We start from the raw sequence: 24,721 nt of genomic DNA on the forward strand, positions 1-24,721 counted from the left end.
TACTATTAACAAACTATTATCTATTGAAATAGTTCGGGACCAAGATGGTCCATTGAATCTAGTTGTTTGCAGTACATGAGTGAATCAATCACTCGCCATCGTAAATGCGAATGCGATGACAGTTCCGAGGAAGGGACTTTCATGGAGTCAAAAGAGAAACAGGTGAACACCAGTTCACCGATTTTGATGTTGGGCATCTTGTCCATATCGTTCCTAATGTCGGTTTCCAATGCCGTCTCAGGGACGATCCCACTGATGAAGCAGTACTTTTCCAACATCTCGGAGGCCAACGTCGAGCTGTTGGTCGTCATCCCCACGGGAGGCGTCCTGCTGGGAACTGTGGTCAGCGGCCTGATATCCAACAAGCTGGGCAAGAAGTACACGGTCCTTTTGGGGCTCATCGTCTCCTTGGTCTTCGGAGTCATACCTGCCTTCTTCTACAACTACCCGGCCATTTTCCTGTCGAGGGCCATGTTCGGCGTGGGCATGGGCATCTTCACCCCGCTGAGCGTCTCCTACATCACTGATGTCTTCCCTGAGAAAATCAGAAACAGGCTCCTGGGTTGGAGGAACTCCGTCGGTGCCATCGGCGATTCGATCATGCTCTTCATTGCAGGATTCCTGATCAACATCTCCTGGCATGCCACTTACCTGGTCTTCCTCTTCCTGATCGTGCCAATCGTCCTCGTCTCCCTTTTCGTCCCCAAGCGGCTTGACCGAGTCATCGTGGAGGATGGCAAGGAGGTTGAGGAGGACACCTCCATCAAGCCGTCCACCAACGGTGGTGTCATCCAGCTGGCCATCCTCTTCCTCTTCGTCTGCCTCTTCTATTCGGCTATCTCCCTGAAGCTGGCCAGTCATATGGTTGATTCGCACATAGGCTCTGCAGCTGATGCCACCAGGATCTTCGGCTTCCTGGTACTCTGCTCGATCGTCTCAGGCATCGCTTTCGAACAGCTCGCCAAGTGGTGCGGACGATACACTGTCTTCATCTTCGAAGTGCTGACGGCAGTGGTCATGATCGCCATGCCCTTCACCAACTCCATTCCGATCTTGCTGGTTCTGGTCCTGGTGGCGGGGTTCTGCAACGGCATCATCAATCCGGCTCTGACTGCCCGCATGGTGGCCTATTCGCCCAAGGGCTCCATGAACCTGACCACTTCGATCATCCTTATCGGCATCAACGTCGGCTCCCTGGTTGCTCCCTACTTCTTCCAGGCCCTGGGCGGGGTGCTTGGCAATAAAGACCCAGGTTTCATGATCATGTGTGCAGGAATCTGCTATGTGATTCTGGCCCTTTACGATGCCTTCGTCGTCAAGAAGGACAAGCTGACCATCTGAGAGTGGTCATTGCAATTCGTGTCAATCAAGAGAAACAGAGGTAAATAATGAGCGATACCGTGGAATGGTTCAAGCAGGCCAAGTACGGAATGATGATTCACTGGGGTCTCTATTCACTCCTGGGAGGGGAGTACCAGGGGAAATCGTCAAGCAACTATGCGGAATGGATCCAATCCAAGCTCCAGATCCCCAACAAGGAGTATGAGCGCCTGACCCAGGCCTTCAACCCCATTTATTTCGACGCGGATGCCATAGTTGACCTGGCCAAGCGCTGCGGCATGCAGTACCTGGTCGTCACCACAAAGCACCATGACGGTTTCGCCATGTACCGGTCGCTGGTGGATCCTTACAATGTCTATGACGCGACGCCCTTCCACAGGGATGTGATCGGCGAGCTGTCATTGGCCTGCCGCAAGGCTGGCCTGCGATTTGGTCTCTACTATTCGCAGGACCTGGACTGGCATGAACCGGATGGCGGCGGATACCTCTCGAACGATATCGAGACGGCGGGCACCACCTGGGACAACAGCTGGGACTTCACAGGGGAGAAGAACTACGACCGGGCATTCGAGCACAAGATCATGCCGCAGATCGAAGAGATCATGAGCAACTATGGGGAGATCTCGGTTGCCTGGTTTGATGTTCCCATGACCCTCAGCGACGAGCAGAGCCAGACCATTTACGATACGGTCAAGCGTCTGCAGCCCGACTGCCTGATCAATTCCAGGCTGGGCAACGGCCGCTACGACTATGTCTCTTTGGGAGACAACGAGATTCCAGAAGACTCGGACGCCAGCGACAAGGCCGCTTCGGATGGAAATGTCGATTACAACTCGATTGAAGGATTCAAGCCCTCAAAGCTTGGTCTCTACGAGACCGCTGGGACCATCAACGATTCCTGGGGATTCTCCTATCATGACCAGAACTGGAAGAGCCCGCAGACCATTCACGATTACAAGGCCCATCTGAACAAGTACGGCATCAACTACCTGCTCAACGTCGGTCTGGATGGTCTGGGACGCGTCCCTATGGCGGCCGAACAGGCGCTCCTGGGAGCGCGAGCTCTGGAGGCTTGAGGATTTAGAATTCTATGAATTAGCCCAAGGGCCTTGCCGAAAGGATGCCGTTCCGATCCGACAAGGTCCCTTGGCTAGCTACTTGTTTGGCCCCACAGTCTTGGTGACTTCACAAAATGGGACTTCTGTGTTTGGGGGTTTATGCAGGTTATAAGTTCAGTCATACTTATAGCGGTACTTTAACAACCGTGAAAGCCGATGTTTGACGAATACCGTGTTTGCGTGAACCTTTATTTTGGAAGGAATTTGATCGCTTTCGCTGCAACTGAAATGATTGTCTTGCTATTTTTTGCGACGAAACTGCCAGCTACCAACAAGCCTCCGCCGATGGCGGTGATGTTTTTCTTCGCATGATCTGCGCTGTCTTTTCTTTTTGCTAAACAGCGAGCGCAGTAAATACCATCCGGGTTATCGAGGAAAGTGTGGCAACCACGGGATCTGCATACGGCCATCAGTTTTGAGCCGCATTTCGGACAGTAATCGTAGTCTTTTTTATAATGGACGTTCTCTTTGTATGAATCGCATTCCTGGTTGGTGCAACCTCTAACGCTTTTCATGGCTCTCATCCGTTTCAGCAGATAACTTAAGGTACAAGTGTTTTTCGGGCAATGCTAGGGATTTGCTTAGATTGGAAACGTCAAGTTGAAGTGCGGCTCGAGATCGCCAAATTCCCTGTTCCGTTCCTGTATCGGAACGATCGAATTCAGCTAGAAGGCCTGCATGGCTTCCCACAGTCGTCTTGATAAAGTGCGAATATATTTCCAAGGCTTTCGCCATGGCCTTGGGCTCTCCTTGCTCGCAAAAAATGGCTGCTCTGGCGATTGACGCCTCGTGTATGGCGGGGAAGCAACAGTTGATGCTCTCCATTCTTTCATCGATGAGTTTTGTACGTTTGCCTTTTTCGTGCTCGTAGTCGCCATTAGCGAGATATTTTACGTCAGACTCCATTTTCAGCTCGAGCTGAGCCTCTGCGTCTGATAGAGCGCGCAAGGCCTGAGATATGAGGAGCTTCCTCAGAGTGTCATCGTCAACTTCTCGGGCTTGTAGATAAAGGCGCATACCGCTTTGCAGGATGCCGAGCCTGTCGTTCTGTTGCCCCTCGAGAACTTCCTGCACGCGCACATCTATGACTTCAATCTGCTGAGCGATGTCTTCAAGTTGACCCTGAATTGCCCTGAGTTGTATTGCGTTCGCCGCTTGAACGGGATCGATTCCCCCGCTGAAATCCTCGCGCTTGATGGGTAATTTCTTTCCATATCGCCCGTTAGGATCCAAAAGTTGGGCAAAGGTATTGCCTGCTCTATCGGTAGTTAGCTTGATGTCACCATTAGCGATGGCATCAAGCGTATTTTTTGGAGTATCGACTACCAGACGAAAATCATTGTTCATTGCTTTGTGAGCCAAGGCGAATTCGGAAGATTCACGTTCCAGTACATGAACTAACTCTTCAATGGCGGCATTCCCCTTGGTGACGCCATTCTTTATACCCTGCAGGAAAAATGCCAAGGGCGAGTCCAGGTCGGTATTGGCGTCTGGTTCCTGATCAGCTCTGATCTCGGATTCTTCAGGCTTCAAAGAAACCCCCTGTCAAAAAACGGCTTGTAGCACGCTGAAAACCGACGATAATTAATTAGATTATAACTTCCCGTTGTTTAACGCCATATAAAACACTTGTTTTGTTTATGGGTAATCAAAGGCTAAAAACAAATATCACCTAATGGCTGCAGCAAGGTACTTTCTATATTCTGATCCTCGGTTGCTCGCACGGCTATTTCCTCCAGCGCCAGCCTTGGGCAAAGAGACCGAGGTGTATCAGACTATTGGTATTTCGCAACGTCTAGGCCTGAACTGCGCTTCACCAAACTTAAACCAGATAGTTCGCAACCAGTTTTGATGAAATATAGCTTGAATACAGCGCTCTAGGGTTTAGAGGTCCTTGGCATGCACCATTAGGTAGTCCCAGGCCCGGGTGGGGAGCAGGGCATGGAGGGCAACCAGAGGTTTGGCGCCGAAGCCCAGAAGGTAGCGTGGACGGGGGTGGCGTACCGTCGAGGCGCGAACGATGGCTTTGGCGATGACCGATGGTTGGGTCAAATGCCTGCTGGAGTAAAGCTTGCGCAAACCGGCAGCAGCGCGGAACCCTGACTTTTGATAGGCGCTCTTGCGGGTTACCTTCTGAAGATGGTCGGCGGCTATCGCGCCCCAGTTGGTAGCAATGGCTCCGGGCTCGATCAGGACCACATCGATGCCGAAGGGTCGGGTTTCCATACGCAGAGCGTCGCTGAAGGCTTCAAGGGCATACTTGGTGGCATGGTACCAGGCACCCATATAGGTGACCATTCGGCCTGCCATGGATGAGGTGTTCACGATCCGGCCGTTTCTGGCTCGGCGCATGGCAGGCAGCACCAGCTGGGTCAATCGGGCGAGGCCGAAGAGGTTGACTTCGAATTGTCGAAGGACCTCATCAATGGAGACCTGCTCGACCGGGCCATAGGAGCCGTAGCCGGCGTTGTTGACCAGCAGATCGACCCGCTTTTCCTTTTCCAGAATTCGTGTGACGGCCCTCTCAATGGATGCAGAATCGGTCAGGTCCATCTGCACGGCTGTCACGCCCTTGTCGGCCAGTGGCTTCAGTCGTTTGACTCGTCGTCCTGCAGCATATACCTTGTATCCATGATCGGCGAGCATTCGAGCTGTTTCAAACCCTATGCCGCTTGTTGCTCCGGTGACCAGCGCCACTCGATTGGGCATGTTCATCACCCCTTCTGGCTGGTGTCTGTGAATCGTGGCTCCTGCCTCTCTTTGAGGCACAGTATATGACAGCATTTTGCTGCAAGGACATAAAAAGCCAGACGAGGGCGGTCTACCCGTCCACATCTGGCAATGCGACCATGGCGAAAACCTTATACCTGCACCCTTTCCTGCAGGAGGTCGTTCAGCTCGGCGGCTGTTGGGTAAGCCTTCTGGGTACCGCGGCGTGTGACGCTGATTGCAGCGTATCTGTTGGCGTGGCCCAGAGCTGTTGGTACATCCTCGCCCTGCGTGTAGTAGTGGGCGAACGAGCCGATGAAGGCATCGCCGGCGCCAGTGGTATCCACAGCTTCAACCATGACCGCAGGCACCAGCAGCTCCTGGTCGGCGCTGACCCAGAGGGCGCCCTTGCCGCCCATGGTGACAATCAGGTTGCCCACCCCACGCTTAACCAAGTTCCGTGCTGCAGCTTTGATCTCGTCCAATGTCCCTGTGGGCATTCCGGTGAGTGTTGCTAGCTCGGTCTCATTCGGTGCGAAGAAGGCTACTTTGGAGACATAGTCGATGTTCAGATCGTCATTGGCTGGTGCAGGGTTCAGTAGGACAGGCACGCCGTACTCCTCTGCCAGTTCAATCGCATGATAGTTGGTCTCCAGGGCGATCTCCTGTTGGAGAACGACCAGTTTCGACCCCTTGATCAGGTCTTTTTTACTGTCCAAGGCGGCAGGGGTCAGCTGCTTGTTGGCTCCTTTGACGATCAAAATCCTATTGTCGCCGCTGGTGTCCACAAAGATAGGCGCCACGCCGCTGCTCCCATCAGCGATGCCGATCCCCTCGGCTCTGATGCCGTTGCTGCGATAGTTCTCCAGCTGCTGTCTGCCGAACTCGTCCTTGCCGACCATGGTGATGAAGTTGACCTGTGAACCCAAGCGGGCGGCGGCGATGGCTTGGTTGGCCCCTTTGCCGCCGAATCCCATCTCGAATTCGGGAGCTTCTACAGTCTCTCCTTCAACCGGCATGCGATCGACAAAGGTGGTCAGCTCGTACATATTGGAACCGATGACAGTGATGTCAGCCATATTGTTCTTTACCTTTCCAGGCCGGTGGTTACCAGGAATGAACGTGTTTCCTGGGGCTTCAGATGGATCAGGGTGCCCGCCTTCTCAGCGGCGGCACGGCCCTCAGGCGTGCTGGTGCCGGGCAAAGCGAAGGCCGCCACCTGCTGGTCGGCGTTGTACAGGATCCAACGGGTGACGATGGGGAATTGCTCGGTGCTGAATCTTGTCAGGAAGTTGTGCTCGGCATTCAGATGGAGCCGGAACTCGGCCATATCCGTAAAGTGGGTCAAGTTCTGGGAGAAGAAGACGATCTCAGGATCGTAGTGGCTTTCGTCGTTCAGGTCGTTGATCAGCTCGCCGCTTGCCTTGAGCTCTTCGTTGTAGGCCAGCCATTGCGGGGTGGGATGTACGTGGGCGGGAACGGTCTGGCGCAGACGGAAAGCCTCGTCAGGCACGTTCTGCTCCATATGCCCGTCATGCACGTAGGCGTAGTTCATATGGCACATGTACTGCAGAGGCATGGTCTGGTAGTTGGAGAGGTTGGTGACCTCCAGGCCGATGTCGAAGAGTCCGGAATCTGCATGCAATGTTACGGACGGCCGACTCAGGTAGTGGTCGCCGAACCCTTTGACATATTCGAATTGCCCATGTATTGACATGGTTTCTTCTTCGAATCCCAACCAGGCGCTGTCCATACGGCTGGTCGGAGCCTCACCGTGAAGCTGATAGTCGTCCTCCGGGGCTGGTGTTCCTCCGCCCAGGAGTCCCGATGTGAACTGGAAGCAGCCGTAGGTATCAGCTATGGCGGTGCCGGGCAGAGGCTGCGAGAACATGTCCTTCATCTTCAGGCTGATGGAGTCGAAGACCGCATCCCAGATGATCAGGCCCATGTAGGGCAGGACGGTGAGCTGGCCGCGCGAGTTCTCCATGCGGACCGCTTCAACTCCTGATGGATAAGTGAAGGTGACGGCTTTGAAATTATCGTCCTGATAGAGGGTGAATTCGGCAGGGCCGAACATGTCATGATTGAGGTGAAGCTGTTGCATAATTGGTTTTCCTTTCATTGGTTTTGCTGAGTGTCTTCAGCCTTGAAGGCACGCATCTTTGCCGTGGAATAGACGGCGACGATAGCGAAGCAGACCACATCAATGAGGAAGGACAGGGACATGTTCGAGATGTCTGCAAGGAACCCCTGCACAACAGGGATGAAAGCCCCGCCCACGATGGACATGACGATGATGGCCCCGGCAGTTTCCGTGTGGCGTTTGTCGGTCACCGTCTCCAAGGTCTGGGAGTAGATGGTGGCCCAGCAGGGTCCGAACAGGCCCGAAACGATGATGGCCGCATAGACGGCGCTCATGTTGCGCACCAGAAGAACGTAGACCAGGGCTGCTAGTCCGAAGGCTGAGAACCACTGCAGGACCCGGGCGGGCTGCATGGACTTCATCATGAAGTTGGCAATAACCTTGCCTACGAAGAAGGCAACATAGCTGTAGACCATGAAAGTTGATGCCGAACGTTCATTGATCGAGGAATTGAGCTCCATGGCCAATCTGATGGTGAAGGACCATACAGCCGTCTGCATCCCTATATACATGAATTCGGTGAAAATTCCCCAAAGGAAGCGGCGATTGTGCGCAAGATAGGCCAGTGTCTCGCCGATGCGCGCCTGAGGCTGCTGCTTGGTGGAATCCACCCTGGGCTTGCCTGAAGGGAACTGCGTCAATGCGAAAAGCACTAGGGCGACTAGCAGAACGAAGATGATGTATTTGTAAGGCAACAGCGTATGTTGAAGGGCGCGCTCGCCGAAGGTGATTCGGGCCTGTCCGTGAAGCCCTTCCATCTGCTTTTCCAGGCTCTGGCCTGCATCGAAGATCAGGTATTTGCCCAGCAGTATGCCCGCTATGGCGCCGAGCGGGTAAAAAGTCTCAGAGATGTTAAGCCGTAGGGTGGCATACTTCTTAGGTCCCATGAGGGAGCTGAAGGTGTTGGCTGAGGTCTCCAGGAAGCTCAAGCCGCAGGCCAAGGCGAACAGGGCGATTAGGAAGAAGCCGTAGGTGGCCATGCGCGAGGCTGGGAAGAAGATTGAGCATCCGATGGTATACAGCGAAAGGCCGATCATGATGGCGACCTTGTACGAGGTTTTCTTGATGATAAGCGAAGCCGGTATGGCAATCAGAAAGTAGCCTAGATAGAAGGCTGTCTGTACAAAGGCGCTGGCGACATTGGACAGGGTGAAGATAGTTTTGAACTGTGTTATGAGTATGTCATTGAGACTGGCGGCCGCTCCCCAGAGGGGGAATAGATAGGAGAGCAGGATGTACTGGAGCATCGGCGTCCTGTCCAAGTAACCATCATCTAATTCCTGCGCGCGCAGTCTGAATAGATGAAAGGATGCTTTTGGACGCTTCTGTAAGGTTGTTGATTGCATGAACCCCTCCTTGGGTTTGCATTCGGTGGCCGCCGCATTGCGTGTGCCGAGAACATAAGAGTTGGTCCGGGGGCCGGCCCCCGGACACCGAGGTTAGGCCTTGCCGATGATGGCCATGCTGGAGCTGGTGCCCAGCCGTTCCACACCTGCCTTGATCAGGGCCTCAGCCTCTTGCCTTGTGTGGATTCCGCCGGCGGCCTTGATGTGAATTCTGCCGCCGACTGCTTGTTTGATAACCTCGATGTCGTGCACACTGGCACCACGGCTGGCGAATCCAGTGGATGTTTTGACGAAATCGGCGCCTGCGTCGGCCACCAGCGTGCTGGCTCGCGCGATCTGCTTATCGTCAAGCAGGGCTGTCTCAATGATGACCTTGATGACTTTTCCTGCCTGATGCACGGTCTCGACGACTGCACGGATATCCTTGGCAACGAGCTCTTCTCGACCACCCGTCATTTCACCGATGTTGATTACCATATCCAGCTCATCGGCTCCGTTCGCAATGGCTTCCCGGCTTTCGGCGACCTTGCTGGCCGTGGTGTTGGCACCCAGGGGGAAGCCGATGACGCAGGCAGTCAGGACATCCGAACCTTTGACCCGCTCATGGACGTGGGAAACCCAGTAGGGATTGACCATGACCGAATAGAAATGATTGCTCAGTGCTTCCTCGATGACCTGGTCGATCTGAGCGAGCGTTGCCTCCGGCTTGAGCAGTGTGTGATCGATTAGACGATTGATCTGCATAGTTGTTACCTCCTTGTGGGGATTACTGTAACAGTGCATGCACAGAAGTAAAATGTTAATATGAACATATGTTCAAATACTGATGCTCGAACATCAACATGACGTGACGTTGTCATTGGCTGCTGTTTCCGCACGACTAGGAGAAGAGGAAGTTTCATGATCGACGATGAGCAGCATAGGAATCAGGCTGTCACAGTCTGCCACTGGTATTACGAGCAGGGCTTGGGACAAAACGCCATCGCCCGCAGACTGGGAGTTTCTCGTCCAACGGTTTCACGTCTTCTGGCCTTCGCCAGGCAGGAAGGGATTGTTCGTGTGATCATCACGGATCCGCAGGACGATCTGCAATCCCTGGCCAGAAAACTCAAAGTGACTTTCGGTCTGCGCGATGTTAGGCTGACATACGATTCGACCGGCGATGAAGACGTCATCAGAGACAAGCTAGGCTCAGTTACAGCAGATTACCTGGCAGAGATTGTCGGAGACCACGACCGTTTGGGAATCAGCTGGGGGAGGACCCTCAAGGCTGTAGCCGATCATCTTCGACCCAATGAGCACAAGGACGTATCGGTAGTCCAGCTGAAGGGGAGTGTCTCCGCATCTGATTTCAACAATTATGCCGCGGATATCGCTCTGAAGTTCGGCATGGCCTTCGGTACCACCACTACAGTGCTGCCCTTGCCGGTCATCTTCGACAATGCCTTGACTCGGGACATTGTGCTTAAGGACCGTTTCATAGACAGAATCGTTCGTCAGGGAGACCGGACCGATATCGCCTTGTTCACCTGCGGAACTGTTCGTGACGATGCCATGCTTTTCAAACTGGGATATCTCTCCCGCAGAGAGATCATCATGCTGCAGCATAAGGCTGTCGGCGATGTGCTTTCACGATTTATAGCTCCGGACGGCTCCATTGCGGATGATGGCATTAACGCGAGAACGGTGGGGATACAGCTTGATCGGTTGCGCAAGAAGCCATGTTCCATATTGGTGGCGGGAGGGACTTCCAAGATAGCATCCATGCGTGCGGCGCTTCTGGGCGGCTATGCCAATGTGCTGATTACGGATTCCCGGGCTGCCATGCGTCTGTTAGAGGAATAGGCGAACCTCTGCAATCGAGGGAATTGCGCTGCTTGCTGGCGCACAAGCGTTTGGTCAAATAATGGTCGCGCTCGTATGATTGTTGAAACACCGCTGTACGCTTACTATCAATGCTGATTGTAGATTCCGCAGGAGGTTTCAGCATGCAGGGCACACGATTTACCTATTGGTGGCACGGATTCGATCTGTGACGCCGCGTGCCTTGTAGGAACGGTTGCACGGATCGGAACCCACCGGCCCTGCAGTCGTCGACAGCATTTCCCGTGCATCGTCATCGCATAGTCGGTAGGGCAGCACCAGCGACAATGGTTGTAATAACCGCATGGGAAAGGACAAGCCAATGACATTGGCGGATCATATGAATGCCAGAGTCAAAGCTCTGGCGCCGAGCGACATTCTCGAGTTCAACAAGGAGATTGCCGGAATAGACGGCATCGTGAAGTTGACCCTGGGGGAGCCGGACTTCTTTACTCCTGAGCACGTCAAGCAGGCGGGCATCCAGGCCATCCAGGACAACCACAGTCATTACACCGAGAGTCGCGGCATGCCCAGTCTGCGCAAGGCAGCAGCCGACTATCTTCACGCCAAGTATGGGCTGAACTACGACCCTGACAGTCAGATTGTGATTACGGCCGGGGCTACCGGGGGCATCTTCTCGGGCCTTACCGCCATGATCAACCCTGGTGACACGGTCATTCTGCCTACGCCCATCTTCCCTCTCTACATCCCCATCGCCCAGCTGAGCGGCGCCAAGACCGTTTTCGTAGACACCTCCGATGATGGCTTCATTCTCAAGCCGGACAAGCTGGAGGCCGCCATTGAAAACAGTGATGGTCCGGTCAAGGCCCTGGTGCTCAACTACCCGACCAACCCCACCGGCGTGACCTATGCCCGGGAGGATCTGGAAGCTCTGGCCCAGGTGGCTCGCAAACATGGCTTCTTCGTGCTCAGCGATGAGATCTACGCCGAACTGACCTACCAGGGTACCCATGTATCCATGGGCACCATCCTGCCTGAGCAGACGGTCGTGCTTGGCGGGGTTTCCAAATCCCATGCCATGACTGGATGGCGGGTCGGCATCGCAGCTGGTCCCGCCGACGTTATTGGCCAGATCAGCAAGGTCAACGAGTTCACTGTTACCTCGGTGACCACCAACGCCCAGTATGCAGCCCAGGAAGCTCTGACCAAGGGCATGAATGACACGGACCCGATGCGCGAAGCCTACCGCAAGCGGCGGGACTATCTGGTCAAGACCCTGCCCGAGGTCGGTCTGGACGTCATTGATCCCAAGGGCGCCTTCTACATCTTCGCCCGACTGCCCGAGGGCATGCGCGACAGCTGGAGCTTCGTCTACGATCTAGCTCGCAAGGCCAAGGTGGCGGTAATCCCCGGAGCAAGCTTCGGACCTGGGGGAGAAGGCTACGTCCGCATTTCCTACGCAGCCTCCATGGAGGATCTGCATACCGCCGTGGAGCGGATTGGCGACTACATGCGTGAAAATCGCGGCTGATTTCCCCGACGATTCAAATTACAACCATCAATGAAGACAGTTACCAAGGACTAGAAAATGACCAGTATTCTCATGTATTCAGTACGCCCCGACGAGCAGGAGGCCATTCAGGCCTGGGCGCAAGCCAATGACATTCAGGTGGACACCACCGACCGCGATTTTGGGATGAAGACCGTGGACATGATCAAGGGATATGACGGCATCGTCATCCAGCAGCATGCGGCTCTGCCCGAGCCCGAGCTCTACCAGCGGCTCAAGGAGTATGGCCTCAAGCAGCTGACTCTGCGGATCACGGGCTATGACATCGTCAACCTGCAGGCCGCTCGGGAGAACGGGCTGGTCGTCACCAACGTGCCTGCTTACTCGCCCCGGTCGGTCTCCGAACTGGTCCTGGCCCAGGTCATGCGCCTGGTCCGGCATCTGGGGGAGGCCAGCGCTCGCGAGGCCAATGACGACTACACCTGGGATGGGCTTCAGGCCCACGAGATCCACAACCTGACCGTGGGGATCATCGGAGCCGGCAAGATCGGATCGGCTGTAGCTAGAATCTTCCGGGCTCTGGGTTCCACCGTCATCGCCAACGACCCGGTTCACCGCCCCGAGCTGGCAGACACCCTGGACTATGTGGATCTGCCCACCCTTTTGAAGCGGGCCGACATTGTCACCGTCCATACGCCGCTGGACGAGACCACCCACCATCTGATCAACGCGCAGGCCCTGGAAGCCATGAAGCCATCAGCCTTCCTGATTAACGCCGCCCGCGGCCCCATTGTGGACACTCCGGCCCTGATCGAGGCCCTGCAGACCAAGTCCATCGCCGGTGCCGCCATCGACACCATCGAGGGGGAGGCGGGCATCTTCGAAAAGGATCTGAGCGGAACCAAGGTCGACAACCAGGCCCTGGAGACCCTCAAGGCCATGCCCAACGTGGAGGTTTCGCCCCACATCGGCTTCTACACCGATGCCGCCGTGACTGCCATGGTCAACATCTCCCTGAATGATGTGAAGACCATCCTTGAGGGCGGCACCAGCGAGCATCAGGTGGACTGACCCTATTATCTCCGCGACCCGGACCGGGCTCCGACCGGCTCAGTCGGTATTCTGAGCAAAGGTGATGGTGCCCTGGTCCGGGTCCATGCTTTCCACGATGGCCAGGGACTTGAGGTTGTAACCTTCTTTGCGCAAGGTGCGGCCCCCCTCCTGGAACCCCTTCTCCACGGCGATGCCGATGCCCTCAATGACGACCTTGGCGTCATGGCAGATGTCGATCAGACCGTGCAGGGCGTTGCCCTTGGCCAGAAAGTCGTCAAGAATCAGTACATGCTCGCCCTCCTTGAGGAAGCGCTTGGCCACGATGACGGGGTACTCCCGCTGCTTGGTGAAGGAGTATATGCGGGCCGTGTACTGGTCGCCGTCAAGGTTGATGGACTGGGTCTTCTTGGCGAAGACCACCGGCACGTCACCGAAGTGGCGGGCGGCCAGGCAGGCGATGCCGATGCCGGATGCCTCGATGGTCAGAATCTTGTCGATCCGGTGACCGGCAAACAAGCGGGCCCATTCAGCACCCATGTGGTCAAAGAGCCGCACGTCGCACTGATGGTTGAGGAAGGCGTCCACCTTGAGTACATTGCCAGGCTTGACCGTGCCCTGGCGGCGGATTCGCTCCTCAAGTTCCTGCATGTCATCATCCTTGTCGTCATGAAAGCGGGGCCCCTATGGTCCCGACGGATAGACACCAAGATAACCCGGTTCTGGGACTGTAGCCAGACCGCCCTGATCCGCCAGGTTTCACCTCCAGCGGATTGGAGTGTCTTCTTGGCGTGTCAGCCCGTCAATCCGCGGATTCAAGGCCCTGACTGTTACAGTGAAAATTGACCGCAATGGTCACGCATCGTAGCGGTGCGTTCAAGGACCTAAGGAGGACCATATGGGGATTCTGGATGATGCAAAGGATGCCATGAAGTCTGCCGGCGAGAAGATTTCCGACGTCGCAGGCGATGTAAAAGACACCGTTATGGACAAGGCATCCGATGCCAAGGACGCCGTTGCCGACAAGATGGGTGACGCCAAGGACGCTGCCCAGGACAAGCTGGGTGACGCCAAGGACGCCGCCTCCGACAAGATGGACCAGGCCAAGGCCGATGCCAAGGTCGGCAAGGCCAAGGCTGAGCAGGGCGCTACCGAGGCTGTCAACAACGCCAAGGATCAAATGCGCAACTGACTGGGTCATCTCGACTTCCCCGATTTACCCCGTTCGCTTTCCTTATCAAAGCGGACGGGGTCTTTTATGTCTGCTGGCTAACCGGTGAGCCAGGGTCGATGACACCGCTTTGTGGTAGAAATAGTTGGTTGCCGGGTGTGCGCCATCCGGCCTGTGACGGTGACCGAGACCAGATGGCAAGAGGTGGCTTGTGAACGAGGAACCGGACTTGATCCAGCGCAGCGCCAAGGAGCTGCTCAAGGGGCTCAACGATCGGCAGGCCGAGGCAGTGCAATACCAGGGGCCGGCCCTGCTGATCGGCGCAGGCGCAGGTTCGGGCAAGACCAGGGTGCTGACCCGCAGGATTGCTTGGATTCTCAGCCAGTTCGGCGCCTGGCCGAGCCAGATCCTGGCCATCACTTTCACCAACAAGGCGGCTTCCGAGATGCGCGAACGTCTGCGCCGGCTGATCGGGCCCGTGGCCGACCGCATGTGGGTGTCCACCTTCCACTCGGCCTGCGTGCGCATTCTGAGGCGGGACGGCAAAGAAATCGGCCTGCGGTCGGGCTTCACCATCTATGACACAGCCGATTCCGAGCGCCTGATTAAGCTGATCGGCAAGGATCTCAACATCGATCTGAAGCGCTACACACCCAGAAACATTCTGAGCCACATCTCCGACTACAAGAACAACCTGCAGGATTGGCGCACACAGTTGCAGGAGTACGCCTCCGACTACCGGCCCGGGCAGCGCGGCCAGCAGATCACCGCCCGCTTCGGCAACGAGGAGGAGCTCTACTCCGTGATCTACGCCGAGTACGAGCACCGGCTGGCTCAGGCCAACGCCGTCGACTTCGACGATCTGATCGTGCGCACGGTCCAGCTGCTCCAGCAGTCCCCAATGGTGGCCCAGTACTACCACCATCGTTTCCGTTACGTGCTGGTAGACGAGTACCAGGACACCAACCATGCCCAGTACGTGCTCATGCGTGAGTTGGCCGGCGCCGATGCTGGCAAGCAGGACCAGGCCTGGATCACCGTGGTGGGGGATTCGGACCAGTCCATCTATGCCTTCCGAGGGGCGGACATCAGCAACATCAGGGACTTCGAGAAGGACTTTCCCGGAGCCCGGACCATCCTCCTTGAGCAGAACTACCGCTCCACCCAGACCATACTGGATGCAGCCAATGCCATCATCGTCAAGAACGAGGGCCGTAAGCCCAAGAAGCTTTGGACCGCCCTGGGCAAGGGGGAGCCCATCGTGGGCTATGCCGCCGACAACGCCCAGCAGGAGGCCGCTTGGATCGCCACAGAGATTGCCAGGCTACGCAGTGAGGAGGGCATTCCATACTCTGACATGGCCATCATGTACCGGGCCAACGCCCAGTCCCGCGCCTTGGAGGAGGGGCTCATCAACGCTGGCCTGCCCTATCAGCTGGTGGGTGGGACCCGTTTCTATGAGCGCAAGGAGATCAAGGACGCCCTGGCCTACCTGCATGCCATCGCCAACCCCCAGGACGATGTGAACATGCGGCGGATACTCAACGTGCCCAAGCGGGGCCTGGCGGCACGTGCCGAGGCGGCGGCGACCTCCTACGCGGATCTGCATCAGGTCTCCTTCTGGGAGGGGGTGCAGCATATTGAGGAGGTGCCCGGTGCCTCCACGCTGATGGTCAAGCGGATGAAGGCCTTCAGGGATCTGATTACCTCCCTGACCGACTTTGCCGCAGAACACGATACCAAGCCGTCTCAGATTGTTGAGAAGGTTCTGGAGGAGTCCGGCATGCTGGACGAGCTTCGCAAGTCGGTGGATCCGCAGGATGCCTCCCGGCTTGAGAACCTTGGTCAGTTGCAGTCTGTGGCCGCCGAATTCGAGCAGAAGACTCCCGACGCCACGCTGGCGGGCTTCCTGGAGACCACGGCACTGGTAGCCGACTCGGACCAGCTGCCGGGCCTGGGCGACGACTCTGGCAAGGTGACGCTGATGACCCTGCACACGGCCAAAGGCCTGGAGTATCCGGTGGTCTTCCTGACCGGCATGGAGCAGGGAACCTTCCCGCACTCTCGCTGCCTTGAGGATACCGATGAGATGCAGGAGGAGCGCCGATTGGCCTATGTGGGCGTGACCCGTGCCAAGCGTCGACTCTACCTGACCCGGGCGGCCGTCCGCTCCCAGTGGGGGCAGGTCAATGAGATGCTGCCCAGCCAATTCCTTGACGACATCCCTGACGATCTGATTGACTGGAAGCGTCGGCAGGCCGGCAATGAGCGTATGCGCGCAGGCTGGGACCTGGGTGACGACGAGGACGAATTCGGCGGCTTCGAGGATGAAAGCGACGGCCGTGCATTCGGTCATCGTTCATTCGGTGGGTTCGGCTCCGGCTTTGGTTCGGCACGCAATGGATACGGGCGCTCGCGGACCTCCTCACAGCGCTCGTTCGGATCATCAGGATATGGCTCTCGTAGCTCCTCCAGAAATGGAAGGGTCACGACCCGGCGGAGCACGACAAGCTCGTCGTCAACCTCACACGCTGGCAGGGCATCAGCCCAGCCCAAGTCGAACGGACTGTCCATTCAGGACTTCTCCCTGGGTGACAGGGTGGCCCATGACCAGTATGGCCTGGGCAAGGTGGTCGATATTCAGGACAAGGGGCATAACTCGGTCCTGACCGTAGACTTCGGTTCCGAGGGGACCAAGAGGCTGATGCTGCGTTTGGCGCCGATTGAAAAGCTCTGAACGATCGAGACTCCAAAAACTGTATGCTCACGACTCTTGTGCAGACAGCCATTCTACGGCGAGTTGGGTGCGGTTGGCCAGGTTGGTCTTGGCCAGAATGGCGGAGATGTGATTGCGGACGGTGCCCTCGCTGAGATAGAGACGCCTGGCGATGGCCTGATTATCGAGGCCATCGGCCACCAGAGCGACGATTTCACGCTCGCGGTCAGTCAGGCTTTGGAAGCGCCGGGGAACAGGCTCAGCTGTATCCTTTGTATCCTTTCGCGCCTGCTCCTCCTGTTCGCCAAGCGATAGGTTGGCAACGGCTTCAGCTCCAAGAACCGTCTGACCGGCCATGACGGCTTGGAGGGCCGGCACCACTGAGGCCACGTCCTGCTTGATCACATAACCCTTGGCACCCAAGGCCAGTGCGCGGGAAATATACTCCTTGTCTGCAAAGGTGGTCAGAAAGAGTACCCGGGCAGTCGAATCCATGGCGAGGATGTGCTCCGCCGCCTCCAACCCATCCATGCCAGGCATCTGCACGTCAAGCAGTAGCACGTCAGGCCTGCCGCCAGCTGTCTGAAAATTCTCGAGGACTGATTGTCCGTCATTGGCGGTCCAGAGCACATCTGCAGTACCGGTTGCCGTCAAAATCGTTGATAGGGACGAGCAGACGATCGGATCGTCATCAGCGATAGCGACTTTCATGCCATGACCTTCTTATCCTCTACATGCTCAGCTGTGCTGCGGTCGGACCAGGGTTCCTTAGGCAAGGATACGAAAACCTTCCATCCTTGTCGGTTGGGACCGCTGTTGGCCGTGCCGCCCAAGGCTCTGGCTCTGGCTTCCATATCGGCCAGCCCCATGCCGCGCTGGAGTTCTGGCTCCTTTGGGTGCGAGCTGTCAGGCTGTAATTGCTGAATGCCGCCGTCGTCCTGCACCACCATCTGCCAGAAGGCCGGGAGGTCGCGCAGAATGACCTGTGCCGACCTGGCTGAAGAATGGCGGACCGTATTGGTAAGGGCCTCGCGGACGATGGTGGCCAGGCAACGACACACTGGTGCGGGAGCCGTCTCGATGCCGTTGTTCAGATCGACCTTTAGCCGCCCCATAGAAGCCTCGGAGCTGGCATCCTCCATCTGGGATGCGAAGTCGGTGCCTGCGTCCTCCAAGTCATGCACCGAACGACGGATTGTGGTCATGGCCTCATCCAGGGTCTTGCCGACATCGTTCAGTATCTGTTCGGTACTCTGATCGCCCTTGCTCTGAGCAACCACCCGGCCAGCCTGGATCTGCATGATGGCTCGGGTGAGCAGGTGACCCACGTTGTCATGAATATCTCGGGCGATCCGGGTCCGCTCAGATAAGTGCGCCATTCGGGTCGCCTGGGCCCGCTCCTCGTCCAGGTCGTTGATGCGGCCGTGCAGTTGGCGAATCCGGTAGCGCTCGGTGTCTTCAATCTGCCAGACACGACCCTTAGCCACGGCCAAGTGCGCACATGCCAGTCCGCCGGCTTGTGCCAGTGCTGAGGTCAACAAAGCCAGCAGGGCATAGCGTTGGGTGAGGCCTGTAAATACTATGAGGTCGGCCATGGCCGGTACCAGCCAAAAGAATGCCGGCAGCAAGGCCAAGAGCAGTCTGGGCCGGGCCAGCCCGGAGTCCTTGGCTAGGGAATCTTTCATGCCGGCTGATCTGGTAGCCGGAACCATAGCTCCGAGTCCGACCCCCGCCTCGAAGGCCAAGGCTGGCAAGAAGAAAAGCCAGTCTGAAATGAACGTTGCCAAAAGCGACACCAGAGCACCGCCCCAGATGGAACCTGGCGCAGGCAGCAGCCATTCACACAGGGCGCCGGCGGCTACCGAGGCCAGAAGCCCGGCGATCAGGGTTCCTGAAACCCCTGAACCGTACCATGATCCGCACAAGGTCCCCAGACCAAGCAGGATCAGCCAGCCAGCTATCCTGCCCATGAATGCCTCCTTGCCCTGTTGCCTATTGCCTCAAATAATAATTCTCGGGCTACCCGTTCCTGAGCCTAGGCGCAGGCAGGACCACCCGTGACAAATGTCATAGGTTTGATTTGAGCATCCACAACATTGATGACGGCTGTCATGGTGTTGGGCCAGCCCTGGCTGGGATGATGGAGTTATGAACAGTTCACGTGAGCAAGAGCCGGCCTTGCAGGTCAGCGGATTGGTGAAGCGCTACGGTGACATGGTGGCCTTGGACCACTTCGACCTGGAAGTCAATCGCGGTGAGGTATTCGGACTGCTTGGTCCCAATGGTTCAGGCAAGTCAACCGCCATCAACTGCATACTGGCCCTGCTCAGCTTTGAATCGGGGACGGTTCGGATATTCGGGCAGGAGATGACCCCGACCTCATACGACCTCAAAAGTCATATCGGCGTGGTTCCACAGAATGTGGCCGTCTTCAATGAACTGAGCGTGCAGGAGAACATCGACTATTTTTGCTCCCTCTATGTGCCCAAGAAGGCCGACCGCAAGAATCTGGTCGAGCAGGCCATTGACTTCGTGGGGCTGGGCGGCTTCCGCAAGTTCCGACCCGGCAAACTGTCTGGCGGTCTGCTGCGCAGGCTCAACATCGCCTGTGGTATCGCACACCAGCCTGACCTCATTTTCTTTGACGAGCCCACCGTCGCCGTTGATCCCCAGAGCCGCAACGCCATCCTGGAAGGCATCGAACGGCTGAATTCCCAGGGAGCCACGGTGGTTTACACCAGCCATTACATGGAGGAAGTGGAGCAGATCTGTACACGGATCATGATCATGGACCACGGCCGTCAAATTGCCCTGGGCACTGCCGAGGAGCTCAAGGGCATGGTCCAGGCCGGCGAGCAGGTCACCGTCGAGACCCTGGATCTTCAGGACTCCACTCTGGCCCAGATTCGTGCCCTGCCTCTGGCCCAGTCCGTCGACTATGACGGCAAGGAACTGGTCATCCACTGCCGACAGGGCGAGCACAACCTGCAGGATGTGCTGACGGTCCTGGAATCCACCAAGACCAGCTACGGCCACCTGACCAGCCGTCCGCCATCCCTGAACGACGTGTTCCTGGAACTGACCGGCAAGGAGCTGCGCGACTGAGCGCGGTCCCCAGGCTCAATTGCCGTAAGGAGCACCTATCTATGTGGAACTCATTCCTGATCAACGTCAAGACCTCGATACGCAACACTTCCTCTCTCTTCTGGGTCCTGGCCTTTCCAGTCATTCTGGCCGCTCTGATGCTGGGAATCATGGGCAACCTGCAAGACAGTTACACCGCCGAGGCACAGCACTTCGCCATTGTTTCGGACGCTAACTGGAAAGCCAGCCCAGGTGCTGACGAGTTGGTTTCCTCACTATCGAAGAAACCCAAGGCTGGATCCGAGGACACTCAGCTGCTTATCCCGACGACAGTAGCTTCCCGGGACGAAGCAAATACGCGTCTAGATAGCCGAAAGGATATTGGCTACCTGTACGCGGGTCCTGACGGACTGGTCAACATGGTCCTGTCCGACCGCGAAGCCGCCAGCATCCAATCCGATGCAACCGCCTCCGAAGGCATCGCGATCTCCATTCTGTCCGCCTCGCTGGGCAGCTTCAACCAGGCCAACTCCGCAAGGGCAGCCATTGTCTCACCAAACAACCAAATTCTGCTACAATCCGGCGGGCAAATCTACACCAAGCAGATCCGCCTGACGCACATCCACCCTTCAATGACTGCACCCTACTTCTTCGCTGTGCTCGCTATGGCCTGCCTTATCGGTGCCAGCACCGCCGCCGAGATGATAGCCAAGACTCAGCCCAACCTTTCAGCCCTGGGAGCCCGACGGGCCAGCTCGCCCAGCCCCAAGTGGCGGCAGGCAGCGGGCGCCTTCCTGGCCTCCTGGCTCGTCTCCGCAGTCAGCCTCCTGGTCGCCTACATCTTCGTCCGCACAGTTTGCGGCGTGCAAACCGGTGGTCGTGACCCGATAGCCCTCATAGCCATCGCCGTGGGCACCTTTATGGCCACCGCTTTCGGCTCTATGATGGGCGCGATTCCCAAACTCCCCACCGAAACGAAGGTTGGCCTGGTCATAGGCATCGACTGTACCCTGAGTACCTTTATCGGCCTCTACGGCAGCCTGGCCATGGACCTGAACAATGCCATCCAGGAGCATGCTCCTATCCTTCACCTGCTCAACCCAGTCAAGCAGGTCTCCAACCTCTTCTACGACATTGTCTACTACGACAGCCTGGTACCCTTTGCCCGCACCTGCGGCATCCTGGCCATTATGGCCGCCCTCTTCCTGACAACCTGTGGTTTGCTCCTAAGGAAACAACGGTATGAATACTTGTAAAACAGCACTGCGCGTGATCTGGGCGCATAAGTTCTACCTCCTCCTGTATTTGGTGGGCATGAGCCTGATCATGATTGTCATCGGTTCCACGAACATGCAGGCCGCGGTACGTGCCAATACCTCAAGCTCGGTTGGTCGCTTTGAACCTGCGCAGGCGAAAATAGTCGTCATCAACCGGGACTGCGATAACCAGGCTGGCTGCGCGATGGGCCAGGGTCTAGAGCAGTATCTGGGCAAGTCGGCCCAGTTGGTGACAGTCAAAGATGAGCCTCAAGCCCTGCAGGATGCCAATGTGTCCGGTAAAAGCGATTTGACCGTTATCATCCCAGCTGGATATGGCCAACGGTTCCTTGATGCGCTTGAAGACACTGCTGCCCAAGCTCACAGCGGCGGTAAGACACCTGGTTTCCCGAAAGTTGAAACGGCTGCCTCCTATAATTCCAGCCGCGGCAGTCTGGCACAATTGCAGGTGGACAGTTATTTTGATGCTCTTCGTACTGCCTTGCTTACGGGTCTAGGCCAAAAAGGTTCGATGGAGCTGCATTCATCTGCAGCGGTCAAGGATGCGGCTGCCTATGTTGTGGCACACTATGCCGGCAACCAGCCACGTGTGGGCATCCATGCCAGCCCCAAGACTGATAACCATGGGGCCCTGATGAAAGGTTTCGCCACGACAGTCGGCCTGGCCGCTTTTCCCCTGATGACGGCATTGACGGTCTGCGTTGCCACGCTCTTCGGAGCTTTCAGTTCTCCCGACCGACATCGACGTCTGCTTGCCTCTCCAGTGCGGTCAAGCAGCCTGAATGGACAGGAGCTCACGGCAGCCCTCATTCTGGCAGGCTTCTCCTGGGCATACTACGTGGCACTCGTTGCCTTCAGCATGGCGGCATCGGGGGTGTCCTTGGCTTCCCTTGGCTGGGGGAGGGTGCTGCTGAGCTTTGTTGTCATGCTGGTATTCGCTGTATCGGCGGCATCCTTTGGATTCATGCTTGCTCAGTTCAATCCTTCTTCTTCGCTCATAAACTCCGTGGGTGTGACCTTCGGGCTTGTGGTTATGTTCACCTCCGGGTCAAGTTCAGGCGGCCCCCTGCCTCCGGTCATGCAGACGATCGGCAAACTGACGCCGGGCTGGTGGTACAACACTGCAGTCCAATCAATCATGGATTCGAGCGCAGCAGGTTTGGCCTCCTGGGGTCTTCCGCTGACCGTAGTTGCCCTCTTCGCTCTGGCCTATGCCTGTGTCGGCCTTATGGTCTCACGCCTGACACGCACTCGGGCCACCCTGGTCGCTCCTGTCAGCTCTGACCCCAGTATGATCGGATGATGCCGGATTCGTGGATCATCGCAAATGCGTCCGCCCTGCTGATTGTTCGTCCGGTTTCATGGCCATCCTGGCGATTAGACATGTCAGCAGTGTCACCATGACCACCCCGGTGATGATCAGGGTCATAGGGCAGTGGTCGATCAGCGGTCCGAAGGCGGCCTGTCCCAGCGGAATCGCGCACATGCATAGACTGTTGGTCAGTCCTATTACCTTGCCTATCAGTCTTGCGGGTGTGTGAATCTGTTCATAGGACAGGGAAGTGATGTTGACCGTCTGCACCATTCCCGCAGCCAGAGCCATGCATCCGGTTACCAGTGCGAAGAGGACATGTGTAGGCGAATGCATGAGCAGTCCTGCTGCAATGGGCAGGAGAACCAAGGCGCTGCCCGAGAGCAACATGGGTATCCGTCGCAGATAGAACCAGGCTGGACGGATGGATACGAGAATGGCTCCAAGCAGGCTCCCGCAGGCCAGTATTCCCTCGGCCAGTCCCTGCATGGCGTTACTTAGACCCAGCGTGCGAGTGACCATATAGGGCAGGGCCACGTTGACATAGGATGCAAAGATGAGGTTGGCCGCCAGGCTGAGTCCTATGACCACTTTGAGGTTGCCATGCCTGATCAGAAATTGTGTAGCCTCTTTCGTGTCAGCGACCAGATGGCTCACCAGTGCTCTTGGGCCTTGGAAGCGGCTTTGTGCTGGTTCGGGAATTCTGACGGCGATCCTGATCCAGGCAGCCGACAGGAGGCAGGCCAGGGCGGAAACCCCGACTACCTGCATGATTCCGAAGAATCCCATGACCATGCCAGCCAATACTGGTCCGATCATTCCCACCAGGGAGATAGCCTGGGCAACCAGGGCCGATGCGCGGGTCAGGTCTTTGCTGTCTACCAGGCAGTGAAGGGCCGCTTGCACCGTTGGGCTGTAACAGGCCCTGTAGGCATTCACCAGGATCATGCAGGTCACAGTCAAAAAAACCGGGTCGATCTTGCGGCTGATCAGGATATATAAGAAGGCAGTCAACGCTGAGAGAATGTCCAGCACTGCCATGGTGGACTGCTTGTGTAGCCGGTCGGCCAGAGCTCCGCCCAGAGGCGTCAGGAGTATGGATGGAAGGACGGCCATAGCGGAGGCCATGCCATAGAGGGATGCTGATCCTGAGATGTTCAGCAGATGAAGAGGAAGGGCGAAGACCAAACATGTCTGCCCGAGATTGGAGAGAATCTCAGTCGTCAGAAGAGCAATGAATGGCGGTGCCAGCAGTCCTTTGCTTGAGGTTTGGGCCTGATCGGGCGAGCTCATATCACGACTTTGCCTTGGGCATCGGTGCCGAAGGATGCGAGCAGGTCGGAGAATCCCTGGTCCTCCAGGGGGATGCCCAAGCCTTGCATAATTGAGAAAAAGCAGGCTGCTCTGGTGCGCAGCTCAGCCTGTGTTCCCCGGCGGAAGAAAGGCAGCAGCCACATATTGGCCAGCAACCGGAAAATCTCTGCGGTTTCTTCGATATGGTCCACATGCATTGAGCCGTCCTGATTGCCCTCTTTGATCAGGTCAATAAAGTCGTTCCGCTCATCCACTAAGGCGGTGAATTCCATGCCGATCATCTTGGGATTGGCCTTTGGGTTGAATTTGCGGAACATCAGATCCGCGGCCTTCAGTCTCTTGCGCGCTCGCTCAGGGGAGAAGAGCGACTGCAGCTGTTCCAATGCCGTGCCTTGCTTCGACCCGGCATTGGTCTTGCTGGTCTCCTCGCTCATGGTGTTCATCAACCTGTCGGCCACAGCATCGAAGAGGTCTTCCTTGGACCGAAAATGGTGGTAGACGGCCCCCTTGCTCAAGCCGCCGGTTGCATTGATGATGTCCTGCATGCTGGTTTTGTCGTAGCCCTGGCTGGTGAAGAGTTCGGTAGCGGTTTCGATGATTCTCTCCTGCGTCAGCTCAGGGTGTGCGTTGCGGGCCATGGTCGTCTTCCTTTCAGATCGCTGAGATGGGTCGTTGTTGATCGGTTGGGGGAGTCTGCATGCCTTGAATCAATATCATACCGACCGTTGGTATGAATATATCACAACATACATGAACTCCCAGGTCGGGCTCATGTGGTTTAATAAACACTTGGTTTGCGTATTTGT

At 56.7% G+C, this 24,721-nt stretch carries 22 protein-coding genes; 10 read left to right on the forward strand and 12 right to left on the reverse strand.

The features are described 5' to 3' along the window. Positions 1-141: 141 nt before the first annotated feature. Both P273_RS0104960 and P273_RS0104965 read left to right on the forward strand, forming a co-directional pair. Positions 142-1,341 carry an MFS transporter gene (locus P273_RS0104960; RefSeq protein ID WP_024627373.1) on the forward strand — a complete coding sequence of 400 codons (1,200 nt, stop codon included), beginning with the start codon at positions 142-144 and terminating at the stop codon, positions 1,339-1,341. Between the two features lie 47 nt (positions 1,342-1,388). Next, the gene (locus tag P273_RS0104965) at positions 1,389-2,417 is read left to right on the forward strand and encodes an alpha-L-fucosidase (RefSeq protein WP_024627374.1); all 1,029 of its coding nucleotides are present in this window, start codon (positions 1,389-1,391) and stop codon (positions 2,415-2,417) included. Between the two features lie 230 nt (positions 2,418-2,647). Here the strand turns inward: P273_RS0104965 and P273_RS09975 are convergent, their stop codons facing one another. The 7 genes from P273_RS09975 to deoC all read right to left on the reverse strand — a co-directional run bounded on the left by P273_RS09975 (position 2,648) and on the right by deoC (position 9,401). Next, a complete protein-coding gene (locus P273_RS09975; protein WP_155804700.1) occupies positions 2,648-2,974 on the reverse strand; it encodes a hypothetical protein in 327 nt (108 codons plus the stop codon). Next, complete coding sequence (locus P273_RS0104975; protein WP_024627375.1) at positions 2,961-3,992, reverse strand: hypothetical protein; 1,032 nt, start codon at positions 3,990-3,992, stop codon at positions 2,961-2,963. The genes P273_RS09975 and P273_RS0104975 overlap by 14 nt, the downstream gene beginning before the upstream one ends. 351 nt (positions 3,993-4,343) lie before the next feature. Beyond that, positions 4,344-5,168 carry an oxidoreductase gene (locus tag P273_RS0104980; protein ID WP_024627376.1) on the reverse strand — a complete coding sequence of 275 codons (825 nt, stop codon included), beginning with the start codon at positions 5,166-5,168 and terminating at the stop codon, positions 4,344-4,346. 152 nt (positions 5,169-5,320) lie between these two features. After that, positions 5,321-6,247, reverse strand: coding sequence for a ribokinase (gene rbsK / locus P273_RS0104985; RefSeq protein ID WP_024627377.1), 927 nt, complete (start codon positions 6,245-6,247; stop codon positions 5,321-5,323). Between the two features lie 8 nt (positions 6,248-6,255). After that, complete coding sequence (locus P273_RS0104990; RefSeq protein ID WP_024627378.1) at positions 6,256-7,272, reverse strand: aldose 1-epimerase family protein; 1,017 nt, start codon at positions 7,270-7,272, stop codon at positions 6,256-6,258. Positions 7,273-7,286: 14 nt separating this feature from the next. After that, complete coding sequence (fucP, locus tag P273_RS0104995) at positions 7,287-8,558, reverse strand: L-fucose:H+ symporter permease (RefSeq protein ID WP_253269576.1); 1,272 nt, start codon at positions 8,556-8,558, stop codon at positions 7,287-7,289. 192 nt (positions 8,559-8,750) lie between these two features. Next, on the reverse strand, positions 8,751-9,401 hold the full coding sequence (deoC, locus tag P273_RS0105000; RefSeq protein ID WP_024627380.1) for a deoxyribose-phosphate aldolase: 651 nt from the start codon (positions 9,399-9,401) through the stop codon (positions 8,751-8,753). Between the two features lie 156 nt (positions 9,402-9,557). Between deoC and P273_RS0105005 the strand changes: the two genes are divergently transcribed. From P273_RS0105005 to P273_RS0105015, 3 genes are all read left to right on the forward strand, one after another. Then, complete coding sequence (locus P273_RS0105005) at positions 9,558-10,502, forward strand: sugar-binding transcriptional regulator (protein ID WP_029676177.1); 945 nt, start codon at positions 9,558-9,560, stop codon at positions 10,500-10,502. 340 nt (positions 10,503-10,842) lie between these two features. Then, on the forward strand, positions 10,843-12,012 hold the full coding sequence (locus P273_RS0105010; RefSeq protein ID WP_024627382.1) for an aminotransferase class I/II-fold pyridoxal phosphate-dependent enzyme: 1,170 nt from the start codon (positions 10,843-10,845) through the stop codon (positions 12,010-12,012). 57 nt (positions 12,013-12,069) lie between these two features. Continuing rightward, positions 12,070-13,062, forward strand: a complete 993-nt coding sequence (locus P273_RS0105015) for a D-2-hydroxyacid dehydrogenase (protein WP_024627383.1) — start codon at positions 12,070-12,072, stop codon at positions 13,060-13,062. Between the two features lie 39 nt (positions 13,063-13,101). Here P273_RS0105015 and P273_RS0105020 read toward each other — a convergent pair whose 3' ends face one another. Beyond that, positions 13,102-13,692 carry a xanthine phosphoribosyltransferase gene (locus P273_RS0105020; RefSeq protein WP_024627384.1) on the reverse strand — a complete coding sequence of 197 codons (591 nt, stop codon included), beginning with the start codon at positions 13,690-13,692 and terminating at the stop codon, positions 13,102-13,104. Positions 13,693-13,939: 247 nt separating this feature from the next. On the opposite strand from P273_RS0105020, the gene P273_RS0105025 reads away from it, so the two are divergent. Both P273_RS0105025 and P273_RS0105030 read left to right on the forward strand, forming a co-directional pair. Continuing rightward, complete coding sequence (locus P273_RS0105025; protein WP_024627385.1) at positions 13,940-14,233, forward strand: hypothetical protein; 294 nt, start codon at positions 13,940-13,942, stop codon at positions 14,231-14,233. A gap of 190 nt (positions 14,234-14,423) precedes the next feature. After that, positions 14,424-16,949: a UvrD-helicase domain-containing protein gene (locus P273_RS0105030; RefSeq protein WP_024627386.1), complete on the forward strand. Its 2,526-nt coding sequence runs from the start codon at positions 14,424-14,426 to the stop codon at positions 16,947-16,949. Between the two features lie 27 nt (positions 16,950-16,976). On the opposite strand, the gene P273_RS0105035 is transcribed toward P273_RS0105030, so the two are convergent. Next, the gene (locus tag P273_RS0105035) at positions 16,977-17,639 is read right to left on the reverse strand and encodes a response regulator transcription factor (protein ID WP_024627387.1); all 663 of its coding nucleotides are present in this window, start codon (positions 17,637-17,639) and stop codon (positions 16,977-16,979) included. Continuing rightward, entirely contained in the window at positions 17,636-18,898 is a 1,263-nt protein-coding gene (locus P273_RS0105040) for a sensor histidine kinase (protein ID WP_024627388.1), read from the reverse strand. The genes P273_RS0105035 and P273_RS0105040 overlap by 4 nt, the downstream gene beginning before the upstream one ends. A 178-nt stretch (positions 18,899-19,076) precedes the next feature. Between P273_RS0105040 and P273_RS0105045 the strand changes: the two genes are divergently transcribed. Genes P273_RS0105045 through P273_RS0105055 form a run of 3 tightly spaced genes read left to right on the forward strand, consistent with a single transcriptional unit; the run spans position 19,077 to position 22,592 of the window. Further along, the gene (locus tag P273_RS0105045) at positions 19,077-20,033 is read left to right on the forward strand and encodes an ABC transporter ATP-binding protein (protein WP_024627389.1); all 957 of its coding nucleotides are present in this window, start codon (positions 19,077-19,079) and stop codon (positions 20,031-20,033) included. A 41-nt stretch (positions 20,034-20,074) separates the two neighbouring features. After that, positions 20,075-21,268 carry an ABC transporter permease gene (locus P273_RS0105050; RefSeq protein WP_024627390.1) on the forward strand — a complete coding sequence of 398 codons (1,194 nt, stop codon included), beginning with the start codon at positions 20,075-20,077 and terminating at the stop codon, positions 21,266-21,268. Beyond that, positions 21,255-22,592: an ABC transporter permease gene (locus P273_RS0105055; RefSeq protein WP_081709269.1), complete on the forward strand. Its 1,338-nt coding sequence runs from the start codon at positions 21,255-21,257 to the stop codon at positions 22,590-22,592. The genes P273_RS0105050 and P273_RS0105055 overlap by 14 nt, the downstream gene beginning before the upstream one ends. A 15-nt stretch (positions 22,593-22,607) precedes the next feature. On the opposite strand, the gene P273_RS0105060 is transcribed toward P273_RS0105055, so the two are convergent. After that, positions 22,608-23,894 (reverse strand): MFS transporter, encoded by a 1,287-nt coding sequence (locus tag P273_RS0105060; protein WP_024627392.1) that lies wholly within the window; start codon positions 23,892-23,894, stop codon positions 22,608-22,610. Further along, positions 23,891-24,553: a TetR/AcrR family transcriptional regulator gene (locus tag P273_RS0105065; protein ID WP_024627393.1), complete on the reverse strand. Its 663-nt coding sequence runs from the start codon at positions 24,551-24,553 to the stop codon at positions 23,891-23,893. Before P273_RS0105065 ends, P273_RS0105060 begins: the two co-directional genes overlap by 4 nt. Between the last annotated feature and the right edge of the window lie 168 nt (positions 24,554-24,721).

Origin of the sequence: Bifidobacterium sp. A11 (assembly GCF_000499185.1) — a bacterium.
Classification (GTDB): domain Bacteria; phylum Actinomycetota; class Actinomycetes; order Actinomycetales; family Bifidobacteriaceae; genus Bombiscardovia; species Bombiscardovia mizhiensis.

Excerpts from the sequence above, each read along its gene's own strand:
- P273_RS0105010 (WP_024627382.1), top strand. The coding sequence starts at position 10,843 with ATGACATTGGCGGATCATATGAATGCCAGAGTCAAAGCTCTGGCGCCG.
- P273_RS0104980 (WP_024627376.1), bottom strand. The coding sequence starts at position 5,168 with ATGCCCAATCGAGTGGCGCTGGTCACCGGAGCAACAAGCGGCATAGGG.
- P273_RS09975 (WP_155804700.1), bottom strand. The coding sequence starts at position 2,974 with ATGAAAAGCGTTAGAGGTTGCACCAACCAGGAATGCGATTCATACAAA.
- P273_RS0104990 (WP_024627378.1), bottom strand. The coding sequence starts at position 7,272 with ATGCAACAGCTTCACCTCAATCATGACATGTTCGGCCCTGCCGAATTC.
- deoC (WP_024627380.1), bottom strand. The coding sequence starts at position 9,401 with ATGCAGATCAATCGTCTAATCGATCACACACTGCTCAAGCCGGAGGCA.
- P273_RS0105050 (WP_024627390.1), top strand. The coding sequence starts at position 20,075 with ATGTGGAACTCATTCCTGATCAACGTCAAGACCTCGATACGCAACACT.
- P273_RS0105060 (WP_024627392.1), bottom strand. The coding sequence starts at position 23,894 with ATGAGCTCGCCCGATCAGGCCCAAACCTCAAGCAAAGGACTGCTGGCA.
- fucP (WP_253269576.1), bottom strand. The coding sequence starts at position 8,558 with ATGCTCCAGTACATCCTGCTCTCCTATCTATTCCCCCTCTGGGGAGCG.
- P273_RS0105005 (WP_029676177.1), top strand. The coding sequence starts at position 9,558 with ATGATCGACGATGAGCAGCATAGGAATCAGGCTGTCACAGTCTGCCAC.
- P273_RS0105040 (WP_024627388.1), bottom strand. The coding sequence starts at position 18,898 with ATGGGCAGGATAGCTGGCTGGCTGATCCTGCTTGGTCTGGGGACCTTG.
- P273_RS0104960 (WP_024627373.1), top strand. The coding sequence starts at position 142 with ATGGAGTCAAAAGAGAAACAGGTGAACACCAGTTCACCGATTTTGATG.
- P273_RS0105065 (WP_024627393.1), bottom strand. The coding sequence starts at position 24,553 with ATGGCCCGCAACGCACACCCTGAGCTGACGCAGGAGAGAATCATCGAA.
- rbsK (WP_024627377.1), bottom strand. The coding sequence starts at position 6,247 with ATGGCTGACATCACTGTCATCGGTTCCAATATGTACGAGCTGACCACC.
- P273_RS0105015 (WP_024627383.1), top strand. The coding sequence starts at position 12,070 with ATGACCAGTATTCTCATGTATTCAGTACGCCCCGACGAGCAGGAGGCC.
- P273_RS0105055 (WP_081709269.1), top strand. The coding sequence starts at position 21,255 with ATGAATACTTGTAAAACAGCACTGCGCGTGATCTGGGCGCATAAGTTC.
- P273_RS0105025 (WP_024627385.1), top strand. The coding sequence starts at position 13,940 with ATGGGGATTCTGGATGATGCAAAGGATGCCATGAAGTCTGCCGGCGAG.
- P273_RS0105020 (WP_024627384.1), bottom strand. The coding sequence starts at position 13,692 with ATGCAGGAACTTGAGGAGCGAATCCGCCGCCAGGGCACGGTCAAGCCT.
- P273_RS0105045 (WP_024627389.1), top strand. The coding sequence starts at position 19,077 with ATGAACAGTTCACGTGAGCAAGAGCCGGCCTTGCAGGTCAGCGGATTG.
- P273_RS0105035 (WP_024627387.1), bottom strand. The coding sequence starts at position 17,639 with ATGAAAGTCGCTATCGCTGATGACGATCCGATCGTCTGCTCGTCCCTA.
- P273_RS0104965 (WP_024627374.1), top strand. The coding sequence starts at position 1,389 with ATGAGCGATACCGTGGAATGGTTCAAGCAGGCCAAGTACGGAATGATG.